18 protein-coding genes and 1 pseudogene are annotated in these 24,587 nt (G+C 66.1%); 8 read left to right on the forward strand and 11 right to left on the reverse strand.

Annotated features, from left to right (window positions below; genetic code table 11):
• Both Q4F91_RS06655 and Q4F91_RS06660 read right to left on the reverse strand, forming a co-directional pair.
• Positions 1–2,333 (reverse strand): annotated as a pseudogene (locus Q4F91_RS06655) (hypothetical protein); the annotation flags it as partial.
• A 214-nt stretch (positions 2,334–2,547) separates the two neighbouring features.
• Positions 2,548–3,438 carry a LysR family transcriptional regulator gene (locus Q4F91_RS06660; RefSeq protein WP_303336012.1) on the reverse strand — a complete coding sequence of 297 codons (891 nt, stop codon included), beginning with the start codon at positions 3,436–3,438 and terminating at the stop codon, positions 2,548–2,550.
• Between the two features lie 468 nt (positions 3,439–3,906).
• Between Q4F91_RS06660 and Q4F91_RS06665 the strand changes: the two genes are divergently transcribed.
• From Q4F91_RS06665 to Q4F91_RS06675, 3 genes are all read left to right on the forward strand, one after another.
• On the forward strand, positions 3,907–4,470 hold the full coding sequence (locus Q4F91_RS06665; RefSeq protein ID WP_303336046.1) for an aspartate/glutamate racemase family protein: 564 nt from the start codon (positions 3,907–3,909) through the stop codon (positions 4,468–4,470).
• 192 nt (positions 4,471–4,662) lie between these two features.
• Positions 4,663–5,424 carry an IclR family transcriptional regulator gene (locus Q4F91_RS06670; protein WP_303336014.1) on the forward strand — a complete coding sequence of 254 codons (762 nt, stop codon included), beginning with the start codon at positions 4,663–4,665 and terminating at the stop codon, positions 5,422–5,424.
• A 181-nt stretch (positions 5,425–5,605) separates the two neighbouring features.
• Entirely contained in the window at positions 5,606–6,367 is a 762-nt protein-coding gene (locus Q4F91_RS06675) for an IclR family transcriptional regulator (protein ID WP_303336016.1), read from the forward strand.
• A 67-nt stretch (positions 6,368–6,434) separates the two neighbouring features.
• Here the strand turns inward: Q4F91_RS06675 and Q4F91_RS06680 are convergent, their stop codons facing one another.
• The 3 genes from Q4F91_RS06680 to Q4F91_RS06690 are packed head-to-tail and all read right to left on the reverse strand — an operon-like array spanning position 6,435 to position 10,377.
• Complete coding sequence (locus Q4F91_RS06680; protein WP_303336018.1) at positions 6,435–7,868, reverse strand: FAD-dependent oxidoreductase; 1,434 nt, start codon at positions 7,866–7,868, stop codon at positions 6,435–6,437.
• Positions 7,865–8,521 (reverse strand): response regulator transcription factor, encoded by a 657-nt coding sequence (locus Q4F91_RS06685; protein ID WP_303336021.1) that lies wholly within the window; start codon positions 8,519–8,521, stop codon positions 7,865–7,867. The genes Q4F91_RS06680 and Q4F91_RS06685 overlap by 4 nt, the downstream gene beginning before the upstream one ends.
• Complete coding sequence (locus Q4F91_RS06690; protein ID WP_303336023.1) at positions 8,518–10,377, reverse strand: PhnD/SsuA/transferrin family substrate-binding protein; 1,860 nt, start codon at positions 10,375–10,377, stop codon at positions 8,518–8,520. The genes Q4F91_RS06685 and Q4F91_RS06690 overlap by 4 nt, the downstream gene beginning before the upstream one ends.
• 291 nt (positions 10,378–10,668) lie before the next feature.
• Between Q4F91_RS06690 and Q4F91_RS06695 the strand changes: the two genes are divergently transcribed.
• From Q4F91_RS06695 to Q4F91_RS06705, 3 genes are all read left to right on the forward strand, one after another.
• Positions 10,669–12,219 carry a flavocytochrome c gene (locus Q4F91_RS06695; protein WP_303336025.1) on the forward strand — a complete coding sequence of 517 codons (1,551 nt, stop codon included), beginning with the start codon at positions 10,669–10,671 and terminating at the stop codon, positions 12,217–12,219.
• A 159-nt stretch (positions 12,220–12,378) separates the two neighbouring features.
• Positions 12,379–12,723 (forward strand): cytochrome c3 family protein, encoded by a 345-nt coding sequence (locus Q4F91_RS06700; protein WP_303336026.1) that lies wholly within the window; start codon positions 12,379–12,381, stop codon positions 12,721–12,723.
• Between the two features lie 143 nt (positions 12,724–12,866).
• Positions 12,867–13,790 (forward strand): LysR family transcriptional regulator, encoded by a 924-nt coding sequence (locus Q4F91_RS06705; RefSeq protein ID WP_303336028.1) that lies wholly within the window; start codon positions 12,867–12,869, stop codon positions 13,788–13,790.
• A gap of 112 nt (positions 13,791–13,902) precedes the next feature.
• Here the strand turns inward: Q4F91_RS06705 and Q4F91_RS06710 are convergent, their stop codons facing one another.
• Together Q4F91_RS06710 and Q4F91_RS06715 are read right to left on the reverse strand one after the other, a co-directional pair.
• Positions 13,903–15,426, reverse strand: coding sequence for an FAD-binding protein (locus Q4F91_RS06710; RefSeq protein ID WP_303336030.1), 1,524 nt, complete (start codon positions 15,424–15,426; stop codon positions 13,903–13,905).
• A gap of 737 nt (positions 15,427–16,163) precedes the next feature.
• Positions 16,164–16,475 (reverse strand): hypothetical protein, encoded by a 312-nt coding sequence (locus tag Q4F91_RS06715; protein ID WP_303336032.1) that lies wholly within the window; start codon positions 16,473–16,475, stop codon positions 16,164–16,166.
• Between the two features lie 855 nt (positions 16,476–17,330).
• Between Q4F91_RS06715 and Q4F91_RS06720 the strand changes: the two genes are divergently transcribed.
• Together Q4F91_RS06720 and Q4F91_RS06725 are read left to right on the forward strand one after the other, a co-directional pair.
• Positions 17,331–17,996: a hypothetical protein gene (locus Q4F91_RS06720; protein WP_303336034.1), complete on the forward strand. Its 666-nt coding sequence runs from the start codon at positions 17,331–17,333 to the stop codon at positions 17,994–17,996.
• Positions 17,963–18,949, forward strand: coding sequence for a hypothetical protein (locus tag Q4F91_RS06725; RefSeq protein ID WP_303336036.1), 987 nt, complete (start codon positions 17,963–17,965; stop codon positions 18,947–18,949). The genes Q4F91_RS06720 and Q4F91_RS06725 overlap by 34 nt, the downstream gene beginning before the upstream one ends.
• Before the next feature lie 190 nt (positions 18,950–19,139).
• Here Q4F91_RS06725 and Q4F91_RS06730 read toward each other — a convergent pair whose 3' ends face one another.
• The 4 genes from Q4F91_RS06730 to Q4F91_RS06745 all read right to left on the reverse strand — a co-directional run.
• A complete protein-coding gene (locus Q4F91_RS06730; protein WP_368660980.1) occupies positions 19,140–19,325 on the reverse strand; it encodes an FAD-binding protein in 186 nt (61 codons plus the stop codon).
• A gap of 189 nt (positions 19,326–19,514) precedes the next feature.
• Entirely contained in the window at positions 19,515–19,781 is a 267-nt protein-coding gene (locus Q4F91_RS06735; protein WP_303336040.1) for a hypothetical protein, read from the reverse strand.
• A gap of 190 nt (positions 19,782–19,971) precedes the next feature.
• Entirely contained in the window at positions 19,972–22,329 is a 2,358-nt protein-coding gene (locus tag Q4F91_RS06740) for an MFS transporter (protein ID WP_303336042.1), read from the reverse strand.
• A gap of 181 nt (positions 22,330–22,510) precedes the next feature.
• The coding region (locus Q4F91_RS06745) for an autotransporter outer membrane beta-barrel domain-containing protein (protein WP_303336044.1) at positions 22,511–24,587 on the reverse strand (2,077 nt) is incomplete at its 5' end.

Genomic DNA, 24,587 nt, shown 5'->3' on the forward strand with positions numbered 1-24,587 from the left:
GAGGCGGCGGTGAGGAGCGTCGCCGCAGAGGCTTCGGAGCTCGATTCCGATTCCGTCTCGGTGTCCGCGTCGTTCGAGGTCATGGCGTCGCCCGTGACCCTGAGCGGGTTGATCGTGCCGGTGCTCCGCAGACCCACGACAAGCGCCGAACCCGCGGCCTGCACGTAATCGCCCTGAATCGTCACGTTCCCCGTCGCGCCGCTCGACCAGAGGGTCCCGTAATTGACGAACATCCCCTGGCGGAACTTCTCGTCGCTGACACGGGCCTGCGCGTCGCTCTCATTCTCGGCGGCCGCGGTGAGGATGTAGGTGCCCGCGCCCTTCACCGTCGCGCCCTCCTCGAGCACGACGCCGAGCACCGAGGCCGTTCCGGAATAGGTCGTCGTGCCCGCGCCGAACGTCACCCGGATGCCGTCGGCGCCCGTGATGTTTCCGGCGTACGTGAAATCGAAGTCGTCCGAGTCGCCGAAGATCAGGTTCGTCGTGAGATCGGTCCCGGCCGGCGCCTGGGTGTAAATGCCGGAGTAGAGCGAATTCGCGGCCCGCAGGGTCTCGGTTCCGCTCTCGTCCGTCGCGACGGTCGAGCGGGCGTTCCACTCGGAGACGATGTCGCCCTCGATCGAGGCGCCGGTCGCGATCGTGATCCCGGAGACGAGCGCATTGGAAGCGATGTAAATCGCGGTGCCCGAGGGGGCGCTAACGGTGCCGGCGATCCGCACCGACTCCATCAGCGCGCCGTTGAGCGCGTCCTTGATCGTGTAGTTGTCCCAGACGCCGTTGTCGTCGAGTGACGCGCTCCCGAAGGAGCCGCGGTACCCGTAGTAGTCGCCGATTTCGTTCGATCCGAAGTCAAAGGAGAGGGCCCTGCCGCCCGGGCCCGCGGCCGTGACGACCGAGCCCTGCTCGAGCGTCAGGGTGTGGTTGCGCCCGTAGGCGAAGGCGATGCCGCGGCCGTTCTCGCCGTTCGCCGTGATCGTGACGCCGCTCGCGACGGTGATGTCGTTGCCGATGCCGTCGACGCGGACACCGATCGACTCCGCGCCGTCGGCGAGCTGGTCGGCGGCGACCGTCACGTTGTTGACCGACCCGTAGACATGGACGCCGATCGCGAGGCTCTGGGTGCTCGGGGCGCCGGTCCAGGCGTAGTTCTCGCGGCCCGTGAAGGCCTGCGTGATCGTGATCGCGCCGTTGCCGCTCTCGTAGACCGAGGTGCCGAAGAATCGCTTGCGGTCGAATTCATAGCCGATGTCCTCAAGGAGCGCGAGCTCGGCCTCGAGCAGCGTCTGATAGTTTCGCCAGAGCTGGTGGCTCATGAGCGAGTTCTGGAGCTCGATATGGCTGAACTCGTACTGCCCGCTCTCGATCGAGTTGATGGGCAGCCCGCCGGTGACGCCGTAAAGGATCGAGTTCCGGGCGATGATCGCAGAGCCGTCGGCGGAGACGAACGTCGAGTCGCTGTAGTAGATCATCACCTCGTCGGCGGAGGCCGGCGCGCCCTGGTAGTCGCCCTTCAGAACCTCGCTCACGTTCGTGCCGACGAACTTCACGCCCCCGTTCGCGTAGTCCGACGCGTTCGCCATGACCTGAAAGGCGTCGGCGAGGCTGTAGGAGGAATTGGTCGCATTTGAGCGGCCGACCGGCGAGATCGTCATGCCGGCCGCGGCGGACTTGCCGTAGATGTCGACGAGATGCGCGGCGAAGATGTTCCAGCGGTCCGTCATGAAGCTCGAGTTGCCCGCGGCGTCCGTCGTCGTCTGGTAGGTCGCGATGCCGTAGGCATGTCCGAGCTCGTGGATCATGGTGCCGACGCCGTCGCCCGTCATGCCGTTCGCGGGAATGGTCGAGAGGCCGAGCCACGTCCAGGTGTCCGCGTACTTCGGCTGATGGAGGACGATGTCCGCGTCCTCCGTGGTGCAGGTGACGAGCCCGCGCACGCAGGCCTCGAGCTTCGTGAGCGCGACGCCCGACTCGTCATACATGGTCTCGTAGCTCGTCGCCGCGGCATTGTCGTCGTGCTCGGCGAGGAAGGTGATGCGCATCGTCGGCTTGCCGACCGAGGCCCCGAGCACGTCGGCCCAGTAAAGGACGCCCTTCTTCACGGCCTCGAGTTCCGTCCCGGCCCAGGTGCGCACCTTCGCCGACACGTCCACGCCTTCGTCCTCGTCAATGTAGGTCTCGCCCGGCTCGGTGATCCGGAAATATGCATAGAGATTTCCGTCCGCGTCGAGCACCTGGTCGGCGACCCAGGCCTCGGCGGCTGAGGAGAAGGCGAGTGCAACGGAGAGCGCGACGCCGGTGAGGGAGAGCCGGCGCGCAGGATGTCTGCGGGTCATGAGGAATTCTTCTGCTTCGAGGGAGTGAGGGAGACTTCTGCGGGACGCCGCCCCGGAACCTGAGGCCCGGAGGCGTCCGTCCGTCATTCTATGGACCGTTACCGCGCGCGGGATTCACGCAAACGCGGCCGGCCTCCGTATACAGTCCCTCGCCGGGCGCCCTGACGCTCCCAAGTTGCTGTCCGCAGACGGATTCCGTGGCCCCCGGGCGGCGTCAGAGGAGCTGACCCTGCCCGAGCTCCCGGTCGAGGAACTCGATGAACTTCTTGAGCTTCAATGTCATGAGCTTGCGCCTCGCGTAGAGCGCGCAGACACGCCGGGCGGGCGTGCGCCAGTCGGGGAGGAGCTGCACGAGCTCGCCGCGCTCGAGCGAGGGACGCACCCGGAAGTGCGGCTGCTTCGCGATGCCAAGCCCCCCGAGCGCCATCTCGAAGTTCATCTGCCCGGTGTTGCAGAGATACTGGTCGGGAATGCGGATCTGCGTCTCGCGCCCTTCGCCGTCGAAGAAGCGCCACGTCATGATGTCCTTGCGCGTGAGGAGCCTGTGCCGATGGAGATCCTCGGGCGTCTCGGGCGCCGGGTGGTCCTTCAGGTACTCGGGCGAGGCGACGAGGATCACGGGCATCGGCGAGATCGGGTGACAGATGAGCTCCGAGGACTTCGGCGGCTCGTCGGCGATCACGGTGTCAAAGCCCTCCTCGACCAGGTTCACGACGCGGTTCGTGACGAAGAGCTGCAGCTTGATCTCCGGGTTCGCGTGCAGCCACACGGGGAGCCGCCGGCTGAGAATGGTGGAGACCACGCAGTTCGCCACCGCCACGCGCAGCGTCCCCTTCACGGCGCCTGAGTAGTTCGAGACGATCGCGTCGCTCTCCTCGACCTCGCAGAGGATCGAGCGGCAGCGCTCGAGATAGATCTGACCGATCTCGGTCAGGCTCTGCCGCCGGGTGCTGCGGTTGATGAGCCGCGCGCCGATCTCCTTCTCGAGCGCCGAGATCGCCTTGGCGATGTTCTGCGGCGTCATCGTGCAGAGCCTCGCCGCCGCGGTGAAGGAGCCGCTGTCGGCGACCTTCACAAAGATGTTCATCGCATTGAGGCGGTCCATTTCTCAATACTCATTTCTGGTTATTTTCGAGGTTAATATTAATGTTTGAATTCTAGGACCTGAAAACCCCGCCGATCTACAACGAACGGTTGAAACAGGATAACCTCTTCAATCTACAACGAACGGTTGAAACTGATAACTCCCTTTCTATATTTTTTCCGTCAGATCAAAGGGATAGGCTCCTTTCCGCCGGGAGTCACTCTGACGGCTCCGGCTTTAAGGAGAGAAAACTAAAGCACTTCTCCGCGGTTCCCTGCCGCGGCCGTTTCCGAGCTTCACGCCGCAGGTGCGCCGGCGGCGAAAGAACGGGCAAGCGGCCCGGTCCGCCCCGGAGCGGCTGCGTGAGCGGCCTCTGCCCGCTCCGGGCCGGGCCGTCGCCGCGAACTCACCGGCCCCGGGAGGCGGAGATCCGACCAGACGAAGACACAGTGCAGTCAGTCACCTGAGGAGGGGCTCGCCGCCGAGGGCATCGGGACGGACACGGTCGAGCTCGACTGCATCTGCGTCCCGGGCTCGCCCGCGCTCATCAACTCGGACGCCGAGGAGGTCGAGGCCGCCTATTTTCTTCTCAAGGAAGTCAGGACCCGGAAGGACACGGCCGACGCCTTCGTCGTCGCCTGCCACAGCGATCCGGGGCTCTCCGCCGTCGCCGAGGTGACGGGAAAGCCCGCGCTCGGCATCGGCTCCTCGTCGCTTCTCGCCGCGGCCGCCAGCTGCGACCGCGCCGCGATCCTCGTGATCTCGGAGAAGTCCGTTCCCCGCAAGGTCGCCTTCGCGAAGCGCCTCGGTCTCAAGGGCCGGTTCTTCTCCGTCCCGACCGGCTACACCGAGCACATGACGGAGGCCGAGACGCTCGAGTGCCTGATGAAGGCCGCGCGCGAAGCGCTTCGAGAGGGCGCCGGCGCCCTCGTCCTCGGCTGCGCCGGCATGGGGAGCGCCGCCTCGGAAATGCGCCGCATCCTCGGCGTCCCCGTGATCGACGGCACCGAGGTGGCCGTCAGGGCCCTCGTCCTCGGCAACGCCGGCCGCTGACCGCTTCTTCAACAACCACAGGGGCGGCGGACGAAACCGCCGCCTTTTTCACCGACCTTTTCAATTCTGGAAACTGTTTCCGTATTCTGAGACGACCCCGCCCGCAGCCCGTCGGAAAGGCCCGGGCACCGATTGAAGGACCCCGTTTCGCAGAAAGCCAGCCAATACCATTCACACTTATCGGAGTTCATCTTGACCATCCAGTCCGTCGACCGCGCCGTGAGCATCCTCCGGCTCCTCTCCGACCACAAGGCGGGGCTGCCCGTCTCGGGCATCTGCACGAGGCTCGGCCTCCCGCTCGGCACCGCGCACCGGTTTCTGCAGACCCTCGTCGGCAACGGCCTCGTGATGCAGGACCGCCGCACGAAGTTCTACCGGCTCGGCCTCGGCATGCTGAGGCTCGCCTCCGTGATGATCAATTCCGACAGCCTCTCGCGCGCCGCGAAGGCGCCGATGCAGAAGTGCGCCGACGAGATCGGGAACTTGGTCTACCTCTGCCGCGAGAATGCGGGCGACGTCGTGTGCGTGGCGTGCGTCTCGCACGACTCGGGGAGCAATCTCACGCAGTTCGCCGCGCAGATCGGCGGCGCCATGCCCTTCCACGCCGCGGCCGCGGGCAAGATCATCCTCGCCTACGGGGGCCTCGGCAAGTTCGACCAGGTCTTCACGGCGAAGGCGCCCTTGGAGAAGTTCACCGACCGCACCAGGGTCGCCTACGAGGACGTGCTCGACGACCTGCGCACCGCCCGGGCCCGCGGCTGGGCCGTCTGCGACGAGGAACTCGAGCCCGGCGTCATCGCCGTAGCCGCGCCCGTGCGGAACTTCGACGGGACGGTCTCGGCCTCGGTCGCCGCCACCGGCGTGAAGGCGGGCGTGTCGCTCCCGGGGCTCATCCAGGCAGTCACCGACTGCGCCGCCGCGATCAGCCGCGCCCAGGGCTATGCCCCGGTGTGAGCGCCGGCGTCGGCGTCAGCGGCTTTGATTTTGTTTTTTTCGTGTCTTCTTATTTTTGGAAAACTTTTCCACTATGTGATATTCTCTGATCAACGGACCGATCATACGGAAATCCCTGCACGGCTCCTCTGCGGACACCTCTGCATGGATATTCCCTCTTCCCCGAGGAGGACCAAGCACCATGGGCATCCAGTCCATTGACAGAGCGGTGAGCATACTGAAGCTCCTCAGCAAATACGACGAAGGCCTGCCGATCTCCGAGATCTGCGCGAAGCTCGGGCTCCCGCTCGGCACCGCGCACCGGTTTCTGCAGTCCCTGATCGAGAACGGCCTCGTGATGCAGGACACGCGCACGAAGTTCTACCAGCTCGGCCTCGCGATGCTGCAGATGTCGTCGGTGATGATCAATTCCGACCGGCTCGCGAAGATCGCCCGCGAGCCGATGCAGGCCGCCGCAAATGAGCTCCAGAACCTCGTCTACCTCTGCCGCGAGAACGCGGGCGAGGTGGTGTGCATCTCCTGCGTCAACTATGACTCGGGCAGTTCCTTGACGCGCTTCGCCGCCCAGATCGGCGGCTACATGCCCTTCCATGCCGCCGCGGCGGGCAAGATCATCCTCGCCTACGGGGGCCCGCAGAAGTTCGAGGAAGTGTTCAAAAGGAAGGCGCCGCTCGAGAAGTTCACCCCTAAGACCCTCGTCACCCACGACGAGGTGCTCGAGGACCTGCGCACCTGCCGCGCGCGCGGCTACTCGATCTGCGACGAGGAGCACGAGCCCGGCGTCATCGCCGCCGCCGCGCCGATCCGCAGTTTCGACGGGTCGGTCACGTCCTGCGTCGCCGCGACCGGCATCAAGGCAAGCGTGTCGCTCCCCGACCTCATCGCCACCGTGACCTCGTGCGCCGCCGCGATCAGCCGTGCTTTAGGGTACGCGCAGGTCTGATCCGCGAGCGTCGTCATTGAACATCCGCAGGGGCCCGGGTTCGCAGGAATCCGGGCCCTTCTCTCTTTCAGCCCTTCACCGCCTCGAGCCCGGCGATCCGCCCCATCACGAGGGCGTCGGTCACCGAGTGCGAGGGGAGGCGCGCCTTCCCGAAGAGCCCGCCCGTGCACTCGCCCGCGGCGAAGAGCCCCGGAATCACCCCGCCCTTCGCGGGTCCCCGGTCCGCGCGCACCCGCGCCCGGCCGTCGATCTCGAGCCCGCCCTGGCAGTGATGCACCTTGGGCACGAGCGACACCGCGTGCCAGGCGCCTCCCGACCCCGGCGGGTCGTTCACGGCCGCGCGGATGCCCTCGCCCTCGGCGAGCCGGCTCCAGGTCGGGTACCGGCGGATGATGCCGCGGGTGACGAGCCCGTCAATCAAGCGGGCATCGGCATGCGCCCGCGCGAGGCCCTCGTCGGACACCACGGCCGTCACGCGCTCGCCCGCGCTGCAGAGCCTCAGGAGCAGGTCCGCGCGGAACCTCGGGCTCCGGTCACCGTTCAAGAGCGTCTCGCCCGTCCGGTTCCGCACCCAGTTCCCGTGCGGCACCGTCGCGTACTCGATCACGGTCCACGCTTCCCCGAGCCCCCGCTCGTCGGCGGAGTTCCAGCCCATCACCTGGATTTCCTTCAGGTCAAGCATGCTCGCCCCGGCGTCGATCAGCGCCCGCCACGCCTCGCTCGTCGCGCCCGGCTGGTTGCTCGTCGCGACGTTGCGCCCGAGGAGCGGATTGAGGGCGCTGCGGAAGGCCACGTCTGCGCTGAAGCCGCCGTAGGCGAGCACCACGCCCGTGCGGGCGAGGAACCGCGTCTGCTGGCCGGTGGAGAGGTCGGTGGCGGTGACGCCCGCGGCGCGGCCCGTCGACTCGTCAAGGATCAGCCGCTCCATGCGGTGCCCGGTGCGGATGTCCGTCTGCCGGCGCTTGAGCAGCTCGACGGCCGCCTCGACGATCGTGAGTCCCGAGCGCGTGACGAGCGTGATGCCCCGCGGGACGCTCTGTCCCCAGTCGCCCTGGATGCGCGCGAGGTTCCAGGGGACGCCGAGCCGCTCGCGGGTGAGCTCCCACGTCTCGAGCGCGTTCGCCACCAGCGCCCGCGCGTGGCTCATCGAGGTGGCGCCGCCGAAGTGCACGAGGTCGGCGAGCATCACCTCGGGCGAGTCGCCCTCGATGCCGCAGGCCTTCTGCACGGGACTCGCCGGCACGGCCATGTCGCCCGCGGAGAGCACCGAGTTGCCGCCGAGCCCGGGCATCTTTTCGAGAATCAGCACGTCGGCGCCAGCGCGCCGCGCCTCGAGCGCCGCGGCGAGTCCGGCGAACCCGGAGCCCACGACCACGACGTCGTGCGTCTCCTCGGGAAGGGAGGCGGCGAGCCCGGACGCCGGGAACACCGTGAGGGCCGCGGCCGCGCCGAGGAGCGTGCGCCGCGGCAGGGGCCGCCCGGAGAGAAAGCGCTTCGTCATCGTGCGCCTCCCTCATTTCCGGCCTGCCAGGCCTCTCCCTCGAGGATGCCGCGCACGCGCCCGACGAAGAGCGCGATGTCGGCGCCCGTCTTCACGTGGAGCTTGCGGTAGATGTTGACGCGGTAGACGTAGATCGTGCGCAGCGCGATCTGCATCTTCCGCGAGATGTCGCGGTTGAGGCACCCCTCGGCGATGAGCTCCGCGGTCTCGCGCTCGCGGTCCGAGAGCGACTCCCAGCGCGCAATGAACTCCGAGGGCGGGCACTCGAGCGGCGTCTGCGCGAGGCTCTCCGCGACGGCCTTCGAGACTGCGGCGAGGAGCTTTTCGCTGCCCACGGTCTTGGGGAGAAAGTCCTTCGCGCCGCTCTTCATCGTGTCGACGGCCATCTCGATGTCGCCGTGCGCCGAGTAGAAGATGATCGGAAGCTCGGAGCCGCGGCGGTTGAGCTCGGCCTGCAGCTCGAGCCCGCTCATGCCGCCCATGCGCACGTCAAGGATGATGCAGCCCGGCACCGACGGCGCGTCGGCGGCGAGGAACTCTTCCGCCCCAGGGTAGGAGGCCGTCCTCCAGCCCTCGGCGGCGAGCATCTCCTCGAGCGTCGTGCGCGTGCTGATCTCGTCGTCCACGATTCTCACGAGCGGTGCCTCGGTCATTTTGCTTCTCCAATGGTCTGATTTGCTTCTGAACTGCTGTCGGTCACGGGCGGGAAGGTCACGGTCACCGAAAGTCCGCCGAGCGCCGAGCGCTCCATGCGGATCCGCGCGCGGTGCGCCTCGGCGAGCGTGCGGATGAGGCCGAGCCCGAGGCCGAGGCCGTCGGCGCGCGACGTGGGCGCGGCAAAGGCCCGGATCCTCTCGAGCGCCTCGTCGGTGAGCCCCGCGGCGCTGTTCTCGATCGTGAAGGCGCCGCCGCCCCCGTCCGTGAAGAGCCTGACGCGGATCCGCGGCGGGGGCGCGCCCTTCGCGTGCGCGGCCTGCACGGCGTTTTTCAAGAGGTTCAGCACCAGGAGCTCGATCTCGATCCGGCGGCCGTCGACGGGAAGAGACTCCGCGCCCGTCACCTCGACGGGTGTCTTCTCGCTTCTCAATGCCGTGAAGTCCCGCAGCACCCCGCGCACGACGGCCGCGAGGTCGAGGCGCTCGACGGCGCCGCCGTTTCCGCGGGCGCGGGCGCGCACGTGGTCGATCGCGGCCGCGGCCTTCGCGGCCGACTCGCCGATGCGCTCGAGGTCGTCCTGGATCGCGACGCCCTCCTCGAGCGGCATCCGGTCCTCGGCGATGCCGCGCTCGATGCGGGTCGAGAGCGTGCGCACGAGGTTGAGGATCGCCGCGAGCGGGTGCTTGAGGTCATGCGCGATGAGGCTCGACATCTGCCCGGCGATGCCGCTTCGCTCGAGGGCCGAGATCTGCAGGCCCAGCCTCTGGAGCTCCTCGCTCTGCCGCTTCTCGGTGGCGAGCGACTCGGAGAGCTCCCGCGTGCGGCGGCGCACGAGCCGTTCGGCGAGCCACCCGTGGAGCAGCAGAAAGACAATCAGGAGCCCCGCCACCACGACGCCCGTTCGGTACTCGCGCCAGATGCGCTCGACGGTCCAGCTGCGGCGCCAGGCGTAGGGACCCTCGGAAAGGGTTTCGAAGAGCGCGTCCACCTCGCCGAGGCTCGGGCCCACCGACCAGTGCTCGCCCCAGGGGTTCTCGGGCATGCCGAGGAGCGACACCTGCACGGAGCGGATGAGTTCGCGCGGCGCCGAGGCGGTCGAGCCGAAGATCATGTTCGGGTAGGCGGCGGTCGAATGGAGGTCATGGAGCGTGTACGCGGCGCCGGCCGGCGCGGGGATCACCCGGAGCTCCCCGGTGAGATCGACGCCCGCGGCCTCGGCGATGTCCTCGATCAGTCCCGAGCGCACGACCGCGGCCCGGGCCTCACCCCTCACGACCGCCTCGAGCGCCCGGCGGCCGCCCGTCGCGCCGTAGTACTTCACGGACCGCAGGAACTCGTCGGGCTCGAGGCCCGCCCGCGCGAGCTCGCCCCGGAGCGCGAGCATGCCGGCGAGCTCGTCGCGCCCGGCCGCTGCGAAGGGAGCCCCGGCGAGATCCCTGAGGTCAAGGACGGCCGAGTCCCGTCTCACCACCACCGCCGCCGCGAGCCCGTGGTCCGGGTCGGGCTGCCGCGCGGAGACGGCCGTGGCGAGGATCCTCACGCCCTCGGCGTGAAAGCTCCCGTAGGCCGAGGCGTCGCAGACGAAGAACTCCGCGCCGCCCGTTCTCATGGCGTCGAGCACCTCGGCGACGCTCCCCCAGCGGATCTCCATGCGGCCGGCGAGCTCGGTGCCCTCGAGGCGCCTGAGGCTCTCGCGCAGGAACGCCCCGCCGGACCAGGGCGGCGACTGCACGGCCACCGCGATGCGGATGGGGGCCGCGTCGGGCTCCGCGGCGCCCGCCTGCGCGAGGGCGGCGGCCGCGAGAAGGATGGCAAGAAGCGCGGCTCTGCCGCGCCCGGCGTTTCTCTGCATGGATATCACGGGAAGGAAAGGTTTTCTGAGACTGAATTCTGCCCCGCCGGCCGGCCGCGGAACGCCCCGGAAGGAATGTGAACGCGTGCAAAGAACGGGTTTCTTGACGAACCCGGCGGTTGATTAATCACACCTCGGGGAAAGAATTTCCGTCATCAGGAGAGCGGCTTTCCGCCGCGCCCTGATCCGAAGTCAGACGAGGCGCTTCGGACCGCAGCCGGCTTTTCAGACATCCCCGGGACGGTCCGCGGCGCCAGGAAAAAAACTGCCATCTCCAAGGAGAAAACCACCATGACCGATATCAACAACAGCCGCCGCGGGTTCCTGAGGAACGCCTTCGCCATGGCCGCCGCGGGCGCCGCCGCCGGCGCCCCGTCCTTCGCCGCCGCGAAGGAAGTCATCCAGATGCCCGCGAAGTGGGACGAGGAGACGGACGTGATCGTCGTCGGCTCGGGCTTCGCGGGTCTCGCGGCCGCCATCGAGGCCGCGGCCGCCGGCGCCTCGGTCATGGTGCTCGAGAAGATGCCGACGATCGGCGGCAACTCGATCATCAACGGCGGCGACATCTGCGTCGTCGGCGGCCCGCACCAGATCAAGGGGAAGATCGAGGGTGACAGCGAGGACCTTCTCGAGGACGACATCATGCGTAACGGCGCCTACATGAACGAGCCCGAGCGCGCCCACCTGGTCGCCCATTCGTCCCTCACCAACTACGAGTGGCTCGTCAACACGATCGGCGTCGAGTTCGCCGACGGCATCGGCTTCACGGGCGGCCACAGCAAGCCGCGCTGCGTCTCCGCGAAGAACGGCTCGGGCTCGGGCTACGTTCTGAAGGAGGCCGAGTACCTCGAGAAGCACTACGGCGTCAAGCCCCGCACCCGCGTCTACGTCGAGCACATCCTGCGCAACCCCGAGACGGGCGTCGTCGAGGGCCTGCAGGTCCGCACCCGCTACCGCTTCCCGAAGGCCGACTCCGGCACGGTGAAGACGATCCGCGCCCGCAAGGCCGTGATCCTCTGCCACGGCGGCTTCGGCGCCGACGTCAAGTACCGCTCCACCCTTGACCCGAAGCTCACGGCGAAGTTCCAGACCACGAACCAGCCGGGCGCGACGAGCGAGCTCTGGCGCGAGGCCTCCCGCATCGGCGGCCACATCGTCCAGGCCGACTGGATCCAGTGCACGCCCTGGAACAACCCGATGGAGAAGGGCATGGGCATCTGCTGGAACTACTCGCAGTACGTGGGCGGCGAGGCCGGCCTCTGGGTCAACACCGACGGCCGCCGCTTCGTCAACGAGCTTGAGAACCGCAAGGTCCGCTCCGACGCCATCCTCGTCGAGCAGGGCAAGGGCCGCCGCTGCATCGCGGTCGCCAACGAAGCGAGCTGGAAGGTCTTCGACGAGCGCCGTCCCGACTACAAGAAGTCCGTCACCGAGCCGGGCCTCGTGAAGAAGTACGCCACCCTCGCCGAGCTCGCCGCCGACTGGAAGATCGATCCGAAGGCGCTCCAGCAGCAGATCGACGAGTTCAACGGCTACGTCAAGGCCGGCAAGGACGCCCAGTTCAACCGCATCTTCACGGACACCGTGAAGCCGATGACCGAGGGCCCCTGGTACGCCGCCGAGATGAGCCCGAAGGTGCACCACTGCATGGGCGGCCTGCACGTCACGCTCGACGGCAAGGTGCTCGACGTCGAGACCGACGAGCCGATCCCGCACCTCTACGCCGCGGGCGAGGCCTGCTACGGCACGCACGGCGCGGTCCGCATGGGTGACAACGGCACGCTCGACGCGCTCGTCACCGGCCGTCTCGCCGGCAAGGCCGCCGCGCAGGAAAAGGCCTGATTCATTACCTGAATCATCCGAAGCAGCGTCTCTCCCGCCGGGGCGCTGCGGTTTCCCCCTCGGGAAGGCGATCCTCATCTTCGCCTTCCCGCCTCAGGGATCAGTCAGGAACCGCAGTGCCCCGGATCTCATGACAAGAACACACGGACCCCCACAGCCATGAAGCCCCTCCGCCCGCTTCTTCTCTCCCTTCTCCTCGCGCTCTCTCTTCCCGCCGTCGCCGCCGACGGGTTCCTCGCCGACCGTCACGTCAAGGCGGGCGTCGCCTGCCAGAGCTGCCACGGACCGGACCTCAAGAACCCCGTCGACCCGACGCTCGACGACTGCACGAAGTGCCACAGCCTCAAGCCCCTCGTCGAGAAGACGAAGGACGTCAAGGGCCACAACCCGCACACCTCGCCCCACTACCAGGACCAGCTCGACTGCATCAACTGCCACTTCGGGCACGCCGAGGGCGAGAACTTCTGCAACCAGTGCCACACCTTCGACTTCAAGGTGCCCTGATAGCGGACTGACCGCGTAATTCCGACCGCCTCCGGGTGGTCACCCTCTCTTCTTCTCCGGCCGGAAGCGTCTCTTTGCCTTGTGAGACCTTCCGGCTCTTTTTGTTCCGTCCGCAGCGGCGTCTGATCCCAGGGAGTCTCCCCATGCTCCGCATGAACCACCGCATCATCCGTCAGTTCTTTCTCTTCGCCGCGGTCGCTGAGACCGGGAGCATCAGCCGGGCGGCCGAACGGATGCACATCTTCCAGCCCGTGCTCACCACGCAGATCCGCGACCTCGAGGACCAGCTCGGCTACGCGCTCTTCGAGCGGCTCCCGCGCGGCATGAAGCTCTCCCCTCGCGGGCAGGCGCTGCTGCCAAAGGTGAAGGACCTCATCGCCCACGCCGAGCTCCTCGGCAAGGAGGCCTGCGTGCTCGCCGAGGAGAACCGCACGATCCTCTCCGTGGGCGCGATACACGATGCGATGCTGCACTGGTGCCCGTGGATCCGGCGCCGGCTCCTCGAGCTGAGGCCCGACATCTCGCTCGTCATCAAGGAGATCTCCTCGGCCGAGATGGAGCCGATGCTTCTCGAGCAGGAGATCGACCTCGCGATCGGCTTCTGCGACCGCACTTCCGACCCTGCGGTCGGCCGCTTCACGCTCGTCACCGAGCGCCCCGTCCTCATCGTCCCCCTCGGGCACCCGCTCGCCGGCGAGGACCCGGTCGCCTGGGAGGACCTTGAGGGCGAGCAGTTCGTCTTCATTCACCGCGACCGCACGCCGCAGTACTTCGACGCGCTGATCGGCGAGTGCCGCGCGCACGGCCTCGCGCCCGCGGTGATCCAGTGCGCGGGCTCTCCCTACGAGCAGATCGCGAACGTCGCCTGCGGCCAGGGGATCGGGCTCCTCCCGGAGACCTTCCGCAGTCACCTCCCGAAGAGCGTGGTCGCGAAGACCGTTGAGGGGAGCGCCCCGTGCTGGACGCTCTCGCTCGTCTGGAGCGAAAAAACGGAGAACCCCGCACGAGACGATGTCGTCGGGATTCTCCGTCAAATGGATCTCCCGGCCTGCGCACAAAGGATCTGATGCACTGACCGGGAGCGAAGGCTCTTTTGTTTCAGGAATCAGGTCCCGGCCGCGCCGCCGCTTCCCACCGACGGCGGCACGGACCGGGCGGAGACGCCTGATTCTCCTTCGGTCAGGCCTTCTCGCCGGCGATCAGGCCGGCCGCGACGGCGTCGCACATGTGGGCCGAGATCGAGCCGCAGGCGGCGCCCACGGCGAAGAGGCCGGGGATGGGCTTCAGGTCCTTCGCGCGGAGCACCTGGAAGTCCGGGTTCACCTCAAGGCCGCCCTCGGTCTTGTAGCAGAACGGATAGTTGGGCTTCGTGATGTAGTACGGGGCCTTGAGCTCGCGGAAGAGCGGGTCCTTGCGGCCGAACTCGGTGTCGCGGCCGTTGCGGGCGTCCTCGTTGATGCGCTCGATCGTCTCCTTCAGGGCCTGCGGGTCGAGGCCGGCGAGGCGCGCGAGCTCCTCGGGCGTGTCGGCCTTGAAGATGTTCCCTGCGGCCATCACCTTGTCGAGACTCCAGCGGTCGCGGTTGTTGCTGCGGAAGGTCGCCTCGTCGAAGAGGATGCGGCCGCCCTCCTTGATGCCCTTCTGCATGAGGGCGAGCAGGCACCCGGTGTAGCGGGACTCGAACTCGTTGAGCATGCGGCGGCCGTTCGGGGCGATGAAGTACGCCGTGTCGACGTCGAACATGATCCAGGAGATGCTCGGGCTCTTATCGTAGGTGCCGTTGTAGAACTTCGGCATCGACTCCATGTCCTCGAGCGCCGCGCCGATGTCGCGGCCCATCAGGATGCCGTCGCCCGTGTGGTCCATCGCCATGCCCGAGCCGAGGCCGTCAAAGCCGATGTCCACCGTCGACCAGTAGCGCTTGTAGTGAACCATCATCTCCTTGTTGTTCACGAAGCCGCCCGTGCCGATGATGACCGAGCGGGCCTTGATGCGCACCTCGGTGCCCTTCTTCGCGCCGCTCACGTACTCGGCGCGGATGCCGGCGACGCGCTCGCCGTCCATGATGATCTCGGTGGCGCGCAGGCCCTTGATGATCGGGACGTTCTTCGCGGCGAGCTCGTCAACCATGCCCTTCACGAAGATGCTCATCGAGCCCGGGAGCGTCGGGAACTGGAAGTAGTTCGCGGAGTTGAAGGGCTTGAACTTGACGCCGTAGCCGTCGAGCAGGTCGATCGTCTCGGGGAGCACCTTGCTCGCCGCATAGAGCACCTTCGGGTCATGCTTGAAGATGCCGTCGTAGATCACCGACAGCTTCTGGTTGTCGCGGACCTTGCTCATCGGCTCGTCGGCCTCGCCCGAGGTGATGCGGGCGAAATACTGGTCGAGCGTGAGCTCCTCCTTGATGCCGGCGGCCTCGTGGAAGCGGTTCTTGTACGAATAGAAGATGCCCATCGACATCAGGCCGTCGCCGCCGAGCCAGAAACGCTTGTCGATGACGATCGCCTTCTTGCCGAGGCGCGCCGCCTTGACGGCCGCCGGGAGGCCGCCGTAGCCGCCGCCCACGACAAGGACCTCGGTCTCCATGTCCCACTTGGGCTCGGCGGCCTTCTGGGGCTGCGCCTGGACGGCGGAGACGCCGGTGAGAAGCGCCGCGCCGGCGGCGGTGCCTTCAAAGAAGGAACGACGGGAAATGTTGCTCATGTCACTCTCTCTTTTTTGAAAAGTTGTCTTCTTCGGTGGCGCGGAGAAGCGGTCCTGCCCATCACGGGCACCTCCTCCACATGGACGACATGGTAGTAGTTCGGAATAATTAGGAAAAATACTGATTTCAGATGGACACCATCTGAAAATCAAATACCTTCCGAAGCACCATTCTTGATTATGTAAAATTCAAAGATCGTGACACGTCATACATGCGACTGCTCCTGACGTGACCTCCCTGGGAGGGCGGCGGCCGGCCTCATCCGGGCCTCCTCCGCGGAGACGCCGGAATCCTGCAACACGCGGCTTCTCCCGTCTTTGCACGTCAACTTCACATCTTTTCCCGTAAACACTTGCAATTTCGCCGGACTTTGCTAAAATACAAGCCATGGGGAAAACCACTAAGTGGAAACACCTCATCGCCCGGCGTTGATACTTGATCCGCCGAGTGCTAAGAAGAGCAGAACGCCCGCATGTAGAGCTTGCGGGCGTTTGCTTTTTCTGCGGTTCCGAAGTTTCACGAAACCCGCGGCCGAAGGGCTCCGCCCGCGCGCACACCGAGTGCTACTCTTCGCTTTTCCCCTCCCCTGTGAACTGACCGGAAGTCGCTTCAGAGCCCCGTGAAGCGGGAGCAGTCAGAACCGCCTGCCGTTGAAGACCCAGACCACTCGGCCGAGGATGAGGTCCGGCGAGAGCCGATCCTTCGGAACATTGCATTCACCGAACCTCGTGTTGTCTCAGAGGACCGCGGCCGAGCCGTCGGCCTCCGCCCGCACGCTCCGGATCTCGAGACCTCTCCCCGAGCGGACGACAAAGAGGCCGCCCTCCGAAAAGTCCTTCCTGCGCGTGTCCGCGAGGCAGAAGCCGTCGCGGGAAACCGTGGGCTCCATGTTGTCATCCCGGGCGTTCACGATGACGATCTCGCTCACGTCGACGTCCGCTCGGCCGGAGACGTAGCAGAGGAACGCCCTCGAGAACTCCGCCACGCTGACGATCTCCTCCGCGGCGAAACCGTTCGGGGCGGTTCTCTTCGGCGTCTCGAGGATCATCCTTCCCGGGCAAGTCTCGAGCCGCTGCGGCGCCGTCTCCCGCTCCTTCGGCGTGAGGAAGGGCTCCGCCCCGGTGAGCTGCCCCTCGGTGACGTCGAGCTAGGTGGAAAGCGGAATCAGGTACTTGCGCAACGGCGCGCCCCGCTTCACCCTGCCTGCTCACCTCTTCCGACAGTCCCTGCTTTAGCGCTTATCGTTGACTAGGAAGCGCTGGAAACCAGCTTGTTCGCCGGAAGCGCCTGCAGACCGGTTCCTCACCCCGTTCTCAGAGGGACTCGAGGGCCTCGGCCTAGAGAAGCTGTGTCTGAGGCTCCCGTAATGCCATGGCATCGCACCAGTAGTGACAGAACATGCTGCCTTCGGAGCGAGGGACCGATGCACTCAATCCCAGATGCTCACGGCAGGTCTCGCCAAGGACCCGCGCGCCGACGAGCCGTCACAGCAAAGCGCATTCATGATCGACAGACATCGCGGTTGAGGCGAGCACGGTGTTCGAAGTCACAGATTCTCTCCACAGTCCATGACCTCATGACACGCGACAGATCAGTCAGTCATGACCCTGATGCGGGTGGCGGACAGTCAAGTTCAGTGCGCACTGCGCAAAAATGATCTTTTGCAGACATCTTCGAAAATGATCCTAAGATCGCTAATATTTACAGGATAACAATGAGTTGGCGAATTTGATACTCTGCACAGAATGATCCTCAACTAAATATCCTGAGATCACCACTTGACATGCCAAAGAATCGTCCGTAGCCTGCATTCCATCGAATCACTGACTTTGAAATCTTCTGACTCCGGCCGGGGAGAATTCTCAACCCGTAAGGAGTTCAGACGCGACGGAACCCATACATCATGCCCGCATCTTCCAACAGCCCCTGCTTTACGCTTGAGCTCCCGCTTGTCGTTGACAGCGAGGGAAACCGCCGTCTTGAGCGGGACTTCGCGTACGCCCTCATGCTGAGGAACGCGACGCTCGGCACCGTGTTCCATCAGCACAACAAGATGGTGCGGTCACCGGAGTGGCACAACGCCTATCTCAAGCCGGAGGGCCCCGAAAGGAAAGCGGCCTTCAAGGCAGTCCGCAAGGCGTACCGACTCTCGGGGCGCAACGACTTCGAGCAGATCCTGTTGAAGCACGCCGATGACAGCAAACGCAAGGATGAGCTCTACAGCGACATCCGGCAGTGTGTCGCCGACGATCTCTATGTGGCCTATTCGAACTGGTGCTACAAGGACGGCGGTCGGCCGCGCTTCAAGAGCGGCCGCCGCGGGCTTCATTCCCTGAGAGGGAAGACGAACAAGTCGGCAATCATGTGGGACCCGGAACTCAAGGCCGTCCGCTACGGGAAACACATCTTCAAGGCGGAGATCTCCAAGAAGGATCTCTATGCCCAGAAAGCCCTCGTCGATCCACTGAACCCGTCCATGCCCCGGAAGGTGCGTTTCTGCCGCATCATCAGGAAGCGCATCCGCGGAAAGGGTTCGTGCAGCTCGTCCTGGACGGGCTCCCGCCCCTGAAGATCATTCCTGCTCCGCGAGATCTGATGGCCGGCGTTGATCCGAGCATGGGGAACATGACGATCATGACGAGCACGGGGGAGACCTTCAAGGTGCTCACCGCCCCGGAGGCTGACAAGACGGAGGACGAGATCCGCAGGCTTCAGCAGAAGATGGCTCATTCGCTGCGGATCAACAACCCGGACAACTACGATGAAAAAGGTGCGGTCAAAAAGGGCGCCCATGTCTGGAAGCGCTCGAAGGCGTATGAGCGTCTTCAGCAGGAGCTTACGGACCTGTTTCGCCGGAAGACCGCAACCAGGAAATGCGAGCATGGCCGCATCCATAACTTTCTTCTTCAGATCGCGGGCACGATCCGCATTGAGGAGAACAACTGGAAAGCTATGCAAAAGGTACGCTACGGCAAGTCTGTCCTGAACGGCGCGCCCTCGGAGTTCATCACGAAGTTCAAAAGCAAGGCAGAGAGAGCCGGCTGTGAGGTTCAGATGATCGATCCGAAGGAGTTCAAACCGTCTCAGCACAGTGTCATCGGCGATGTTTATGTGAAGCATGAACTCTGGGAGCGGCGCGTGCCGATGGGAGGGTCTTCTGACCTCTACATGGATCGCGATGCCGCGGCGGCGCTCAATATTATGTGCGCCGATCCCGGGGCGAAACGCTACGATCTCGAACTGCTCGCAGGAGTGGTTCAAGCCGCGAAACCGAGTTGGCTGTCATGCGGGGTCGTAGTTGAAAATCCAACTCCTCAAATGCGGGCTTCGGATCGCGAGCTCCGGAGATTCCTCCGGAAAGGCCTCGTGCCCAAGTCCGTAGAGGAGTGCATGCGAAATCGTTTTCTGAAAGGCGATGTGACGACTTGTCGGGACGGCACCAGCGATGTGTGCCACGAGGAGAGAAGCTCGCTGACTTCAGAAACCCCCTCAGTGAGGGGTGGTTTAGGTCCTCGTTCATGAAGCGCTCGCCGTTCATGTTGACGTGCAGGAAGCCGTAGCTCGCGGCGCCGGCCTCGAGGTGCACGGTCGCGGAGTGGTTGTCGTTGCACTGCATCACGCCGCCGACGTTGAAGGCCATGATGTGGCCGTCGCCGGTGTTGCTCTTCGTCGGGTAGTAGATCTGGCCATCGACGCGCAGCGAATACAGCGACTAGCACTTGCGCATCTCCTCGTTCGAGGTGTAGCAGCCCGTGGCGATGATCACGCCCTTCTTGGCGTTGATGCGGGTGTAGTTGCTTGCGCGGCCGACGATCACGCCGATGACGCGGACGCCTTCCTTCACGAGCTGCACAGCGGGAGGGCGGAGGAAAAAGGAACCAGAGGCATGACGCCGCACGCAGCCGCATCGGGTTCCCCCGGCCGGCCGTCAGCGTCAACCCATTGAGTGTACAGCGTTTTCAGCTGTCTCCGAATCAGGCGCCGCGCAGACCCCGGGCATCAAAAAGGCCGCCCTCCGTCGATAGAATGAGCGGCCTTCTAGAGCTCTCTGGACGCCTCAGCGGAGCCGTCCCGGGAAGGCGGAAGATCAGGCCTCGGCCTTCTTCTCCTCTTCCTCGGCTTCCTTGCGGACGAGGCTCACGATGTCAGCCGACGAGACATCGGCAAGACGCACGAGGACGACGCGCTGGCCCTGGAAGAGGAAGTTGCCGTCGGCCTTGGACTTGTCGCCGAGAGCCTTGAGGAACGCCTCGATCTGGGGATTGAGCACCTCGGCCTTGGGCGTGGCGAACGGGATCGTGATCGTCTGACCGCCCTTGAGGCAGATGTTGAGCTGCTGGATGAACTGAGCCATTGGAGTTCTCTTCTTTAAAGCTGAGTTGATTGAAATCCGGGCCACGGACGTTCACCCCCTGCTTGAGGGACAATTTCGCCCGGCCTTCCTCGAATTATGCCCTGTTCCGCGGCAGACGGCGACGCGGAGCAAAAAAATCTGAAGTTTCCCCCCGTTTACAGCCGCCGCGCGGCAACGGCTCCGGAAGACATCACGCCTTCCTCTCCGTGAGGTGCGGATACATGATCGCGATGAAGACGAGGACGCTCGCGAGGTAGTAGCACCCCGCGACCGCGGCCACCGTCGTGGCGGGCAGGAACGCGAGGAGCGCGCCCATCGCGAGCGGTCCCACCACGCGGCCCGCACGGCACTCAAGCTCGAAGAGGCTCATCGTGGTGCCCATGCCGAGGGTGTTCTGCACCCCGAAGCCGAGCAGGATGCCGACGACGCCCGAGGCGCACGACGCGACGCCGATCAGGATCACGCTGAGCGAATACCCGGCGGCGGAGGGCATCAGCGTCGGCATCAGGGTGCCGAGCAGGATGAGCAGCGCGCCCGTCACCACCGGGAGGATGCGGCCCGGGATGAGTCTGAGGAGCGAGCCGCCGACGAAGATGATCACGAGCGAGCGCATGAGGATCAGTCGGCCGGTGTCGCCCAATTCGCCGCCCGAGGCCTTCACCACGAGCGGCACGATGAAGCTGTAGTAGCCGTAGCAGACGCCCTGGTAGGGGAGGACCACGAGGAACGCGTGAACGGCGACGCGGAAATCGGCGAGGCTCTTCATCACGCGCGTGAAGCCGAGCGCCGGGAAGCGCCCGGCCTCCTCGAGGAACCTCTCGCGCCCGGTGAAGAGAAGCGTCGGGACGACGGCGAGCCCGAGCATCAGCACGGTCTCGAGAATGAAGGCGGCCTCGAAGCCGAAGCGCTGTGCAATGAGCGAGCCGAACGCACCGCCGCAGAGCGTGCCCGCGACGACGCCGCCCTCGACGTCGAGGATCCTCGTGCGCTTCGCCGCGCACGTCTTGAGCGTCAGAAGACACAACCCCCAGCCGAAGCCCGACACCGCGCGCGAGATCGTCACCCCTACGGGATTGAGGAAGACCGCCGCGCTCGCGGCGCCCGCCGCCGCGCAGAGGAAGCCCGCGGTCATGACCGAGCGGGCGCCGAGGCGCTTCAGCAGTCCGCCCGCGACGAGGACGCCGAGCGCCCCGCCCGCCATGGTGGCCGAGACCGCCATCGAGAGGAAGAATCCCTTCGAGGGCGTGTCGTCGGGAAGGAGCCTCTGCATCAGGGTCGGGATGAAGGCGATCGAGAGCTGCGAGGCGCCGACGCCCGCGAAGCAGAGCGTCCGCAGCATCATGACGGTGTTGAGCGTGAAACCCTGCTCGCGGCCGCCCTCGGCGCGCCAGACCGAGAGCCGCGAGAGGAAGTGGAAGAGCTCAATGAGGAAGACGAACCCGAGAATCGTCACCGTCGCGAAGTCGAGCGCGATGTGGCGCAGGTAGCTGAGGAACGGCGCTTCGAGAAGCGTCACGCGCAGCACCAGCGCGCCCTTCACCTCCTCGTAGAGGTCCTCGAGCGGCGTGGCGAGCGGGAAGTCGATCGGGCGCCCGATCCTCGGCTCGTCCGCGGGAACGCTGCCCGCGAGCCTCGTCCCGTCGGGCATGAAGATCTCGAGCGCCGCCGACGAGCCGCCGACGCCCGCGAAATGCCCGAGGAACCTCTCCACCCCGTCCGCGCGGTCAAGCGAGAAGCCGGCCGTGGCCACCACGGCGGCCGTGTCCGAGAGGGTCTGTCCGAGGATGCGCGCGCCGTGCCCGGAGTGCTCCCGGTAGCCCTGGGCGGCGATTCCCACCGAGGCCGCGGCGTTGATGACCATCACCGTGACGAAGAGTGCGATGCAGACGGCGCGCGACCTGGCCGAGATCGAGCCGAGTTCCCTCAGCCGGCTCTCCCGCTCGAAGCACATGAGGACGAGCGCAAGCACGAGAGCCCCGAGGACGAGCGAGAAGAGCTGCACGATCACGCCCTTCACGAAGTCCGCGATGATCTCCCGGTCGCCCTCGGCGCTGTCGATGCGCACGACGATCCAGCCAGCGAGCCTGCCGTCGCGAAAATTGATCTCCCGGAAGTACGTCTCGCCATAGTCGTCCTGGTGCAAGATCTCGCCGGGATAGCGCTCGGTCTCCTCGCCCTCGTCGAAGGGATTCTCCGGGATCCCCTCGTGGCCGAGGATGGTCCTGCCGCCCGGCGCGAGAATCGCGATCGGGTAGCCCGAGCGCTCGATCGCCTCGCTCACGATCTTCTCGAGCCCCTGGAAGTGCTCGAGGCGCTTGCCGAAGTTGAGGCCCGCCGAGACGTCGAGCCGCACCATGTCGGCCGACACGCGCGCCGTGTCCTCGCGGTTCTCCCAGACGTCGAAGATGATCCTGAAAAAGAGAAGCGTGTCGTAGAAGACAAGCGTCGAGAGGACGACGACGATCCACGCCGTGAGCGTCTTTGCGTTCAGACGGACGGAGGTGCGGAAGCGGCGGAAAACACCGCCGGCGGGGGGACAGGCGGACATCAGCGGAGGGAGATGAGGGACTTGAGGGACTGCAGGCTATTTTATTTCCGCGCGCTCGGGGGGGCGGTCCGGGCGGGATCCCGCGGAGGCGCGTCATCGGAACATCAGCCGCCCCGCTTTTAAGGTGTCCCCGGCCGGGAGGCCGGGGAACTTTCCTTGTAAACGCCCGGGGGAACCCGCGTCAGAACTGCCAGCGCAGCTCCGCGCCGCCCGTGACCGCGGCGCCGTCGCCGTGGGTGAGCTCGCCCTCGAGCCGGACGGCCGCGGTGAAGCCCTTCTCGTTCGCAAGCTCGAGCCCGCCGCCGATGAGCCACCGGTTCCTGTCATTCCAGTCGACCCTCTGGCCGAAGGTGCCGTTCATGCCGGCCAACCCCGCCTTGAACTCGCCCGCGTCTTTCATGAGCTCGCGCTCGTAGCCGGCGTTCGCGGTCCACTTCCACGAGAAGCCCGTGACGGCCGAGGCGATCGGCGCGGTCTCAAGGGCAACGCCCGCCTGCGCACGGAGCGACCGGTACCAGGAATCCTCGATCGCGAGGCCGCCCACCTTGTCCTCGGTCTTCGAGGGCGTGCGGAGCACCGTGCCGATGAGCCCCACAGCCGGCCTCACCGAGACCAGGTCAGCGAGCTCAAGCCTCGGACCGACCTTCGCGCCGAGGGTCGCGCTCCAGCGCGTGCCCTTCACCTCCTGCGTCGAGCCGATGACGGTCTGATAACGCTCGGTCTTCACATTGGCGAGACCGATGCGGCCCGAGAGGTCGAGCCACCAGGTGCCGTCGGCATCGATCGCGTTCGCGGCCGAGGCGCCGAGCCAGAAGCCTTCGCCGCGGGTCTTCGCGTGAAGATTGTTGCTTTCCGAGAAGTACGCGGCCGCCATCTGCCAGCCGAGCTCCTTCCCCGGTTCGGTCACCGTCACGCCTCCTGCGAGGCCGGCGGCCTTGGTGCGCGAGTGCGCGCCTGCGGCGTTGTCCGCAAGACGTCCGCCGAAGGGCTGCAGCCAGACGTGACGCCCGGAGACTGCGGCGTCCGCGGGGACGCGCGCGAGCGTGCGGTCGACGAGGCGCTCCACAGCGAAGCCCGAGCGGACGGCGGACACATGCGCGTCGCCCTTGAGGTCCGCGATCGCCGCAGCGGCGACCGAGCGGTCGGTCGTGAAGTCGAGCGAGGCGATGAGCGTCTGCGCATTCCCTTCCGCCGTCTCGGCGCCGTTGTCGAGGAGCTTCGCAATCGAGCGCTCCGTCTCCGAGGCGCTTTCATCGAGCAGGTTCGAGTAGGCGTTCGCAAGACGCGTGACCTCGATCGTGTTCGAGTCGGGGGTCGTGAACTCAAGCGTGAGGGAGAGCGACCCGAGGATGTCCGCATCCTGGATGACGCCGCCCTGCGTGAAGACCTCCGTGCCGACGGTCTCGCCCGAGCCGGTCACGATCGCCGTGCCCGAGACCGAGGACGCGTCGATCGCGTCACCGGTGCGGAAGTAGCTCTCCTCGGGGACGTACCTCACGGTATAGGTTCCCGAGGAGGCTTCATCCGACACGGCCGCGGCCTCGTCCGAATCCGAGGAGGAGGACGCCGTGCCGAGGGTGACCGCCCCCGTCACCGTGAGCGGTGTCACGGCCCCGGAGCTCGTCACGCCGAGGACGAGCGCCGCGCCGTCGCCCATGACATAGTCGCCGTCGATCGTGATGTGTCCCGTCGCGCCCGTGGCGTAGAGCGTGCCGTTGTTTTCAAGGTACCCCTGCAGGCTCGTGTTGTCGCCGGCGCGGGCGTAGGCCGTGCCGAAGGAGGAGGCCTGCGTGGGGTCGACGTCCCCGCTCATCGGCGTCATCGTCCAGGTGCCGTCGCCCCTGAGCGTGGCGCCCGCGTTGATCGTCACCGAGAGAACGGAGACGTCCCCCTCAATCACCGAGGTTCCCTGGGCAAAGGTGAGTCTCAGGCCCTTGGCGCCCGAGATCGTGCCTGAATACGTGAATTCGAAGTCGGCCGAGTCGCCGAAGACCATGTTGGTTGTGAGATCGGTGAGTGTGCCCGCGGCCAGGATCTCTCTCAGCGGGTCGAGATTCCCGTACGTTCCTTCGCAGATCTCCTTCTGGGCCCGGACCGAGCCTTCGTAGGCCTCGGCTCCGTCGAGATCCACTTCCGCCTGCAGGACGTAGGTGCCGCTGTCGTCCCCGAGTACCTCGCCGTCGTCGTTCGTGTTGTAGAAGAAGGCCACCGTCGACTGGGCGTTCCATTCGGAGACGATGTCCCCGGAGATCGTGGCG

The organism is Sutterella sp., assembly GCF_030539355.1.
Taxonomy (GTDB): Bacteria; Pseudomonadota; Gammaproteobacteria; order Burkholderiales; family Burkholderiaceae_F; genus Sutterella.

Excerpts from the sequence above, each read along its gene's own strand:
- Q4F91_RS06660 (WP_303336012.1), bottom strand. The coding sequence starts at position 3,438 with ATGGACCGCCTCAATGCGATGAACATCTTTGTGAAGGTCGCCGACAGC.
- Q4F91_RS06675 (WP_303336016.1), top strand. The coding sequence starts at position 5,606 with ATGGGCATCCAGTCCATTGACAGAGCGGTGAGCATACTGAAGCTCCTC.
- Q4F91_RS06680 (WP_303336018.1), bottom strand. The coding sequence starts at position 7,868 with ATGACGAAGCGCTTTCTCTCCGGGCGGCCCCTGCCGCGGCGCACGCTC.
- Q4F91_RS06685 (WP_303336021.1), bottom strand. The coding sequence starts at position 8,521 with ATGACCGAGGCACCGCTCGTGAGAATCGTGGACGACGAGATCAGCACG.
- Q4F91_RS06690 (WP_303336023.1), bottom strand. The coding sequence starts at position 10,377 with ATGCAGAGAAACGCCGGGCGCGGCAGAGCCGCGCTTCTTGCCATCCTT.
- Q4F91_RS06695 (WP_303336025.1), top strand. The coding sequence starts at position 10,669 with ATGACCGATATCAACAACAGCCGCCGCGGGTTCCTGAGGAACGCCTTC.
- Q4F91_RS06700 (WP_303336026.1), top strand. The coding sequence starts at position 12,379 with ATGAAGCCCCTCCGCCCGCTTCTTCTCTCCCTTCTCCTCGCGCTCTCT.
- Q4F91_RS06705 (WP_303336028.1), top strand. The coding sequence starts at position 12,867 with ATGCTCCGCATGAACCACCGCATCATCCGTCAGTTCTTTCTCTTCGCC.
- Q4F91_RS06710 (WP_303336030.1), bottom strand. The coding sequence starts at position 15,426 with ATGAGCAACATTTCCCGTCGTTCCTTCTTTGAAGGCACCGCCGCCGGC.
- Q4F91_RS06715 (WP_303336032.1), bottom strand. The coding sequence starts at position 16,475 with ATGATCCTCGAGACGCCGAAGAGAACCGCCCCGAACGGTTTCGCCGCG.
- Q4F91_RS06720 (WP_303336034.1), top strand. The coding sequence starts at position 17,331 with ATGCCCGCATCTTCCAACAGCCCCTGCTTTACGCTTGAGCTCCCGCTT.
- Q4F91_RS06735 (WP_303336040.1), bottom strand. The coding sequence starts at position 19,781 with ATGGCTCAGTTCATCCAGCAGCTCAACATCTGCCTCAAGGGCGGTCAG.
- Q4F91_RS06740 (WP_303336042.1), bottom strand. The coding sequence starts at position 22,329 with ATGTCCGCCTGTCCCCCCGCCGGCGGTGTTTTCCGCCGCTTCCGCACC.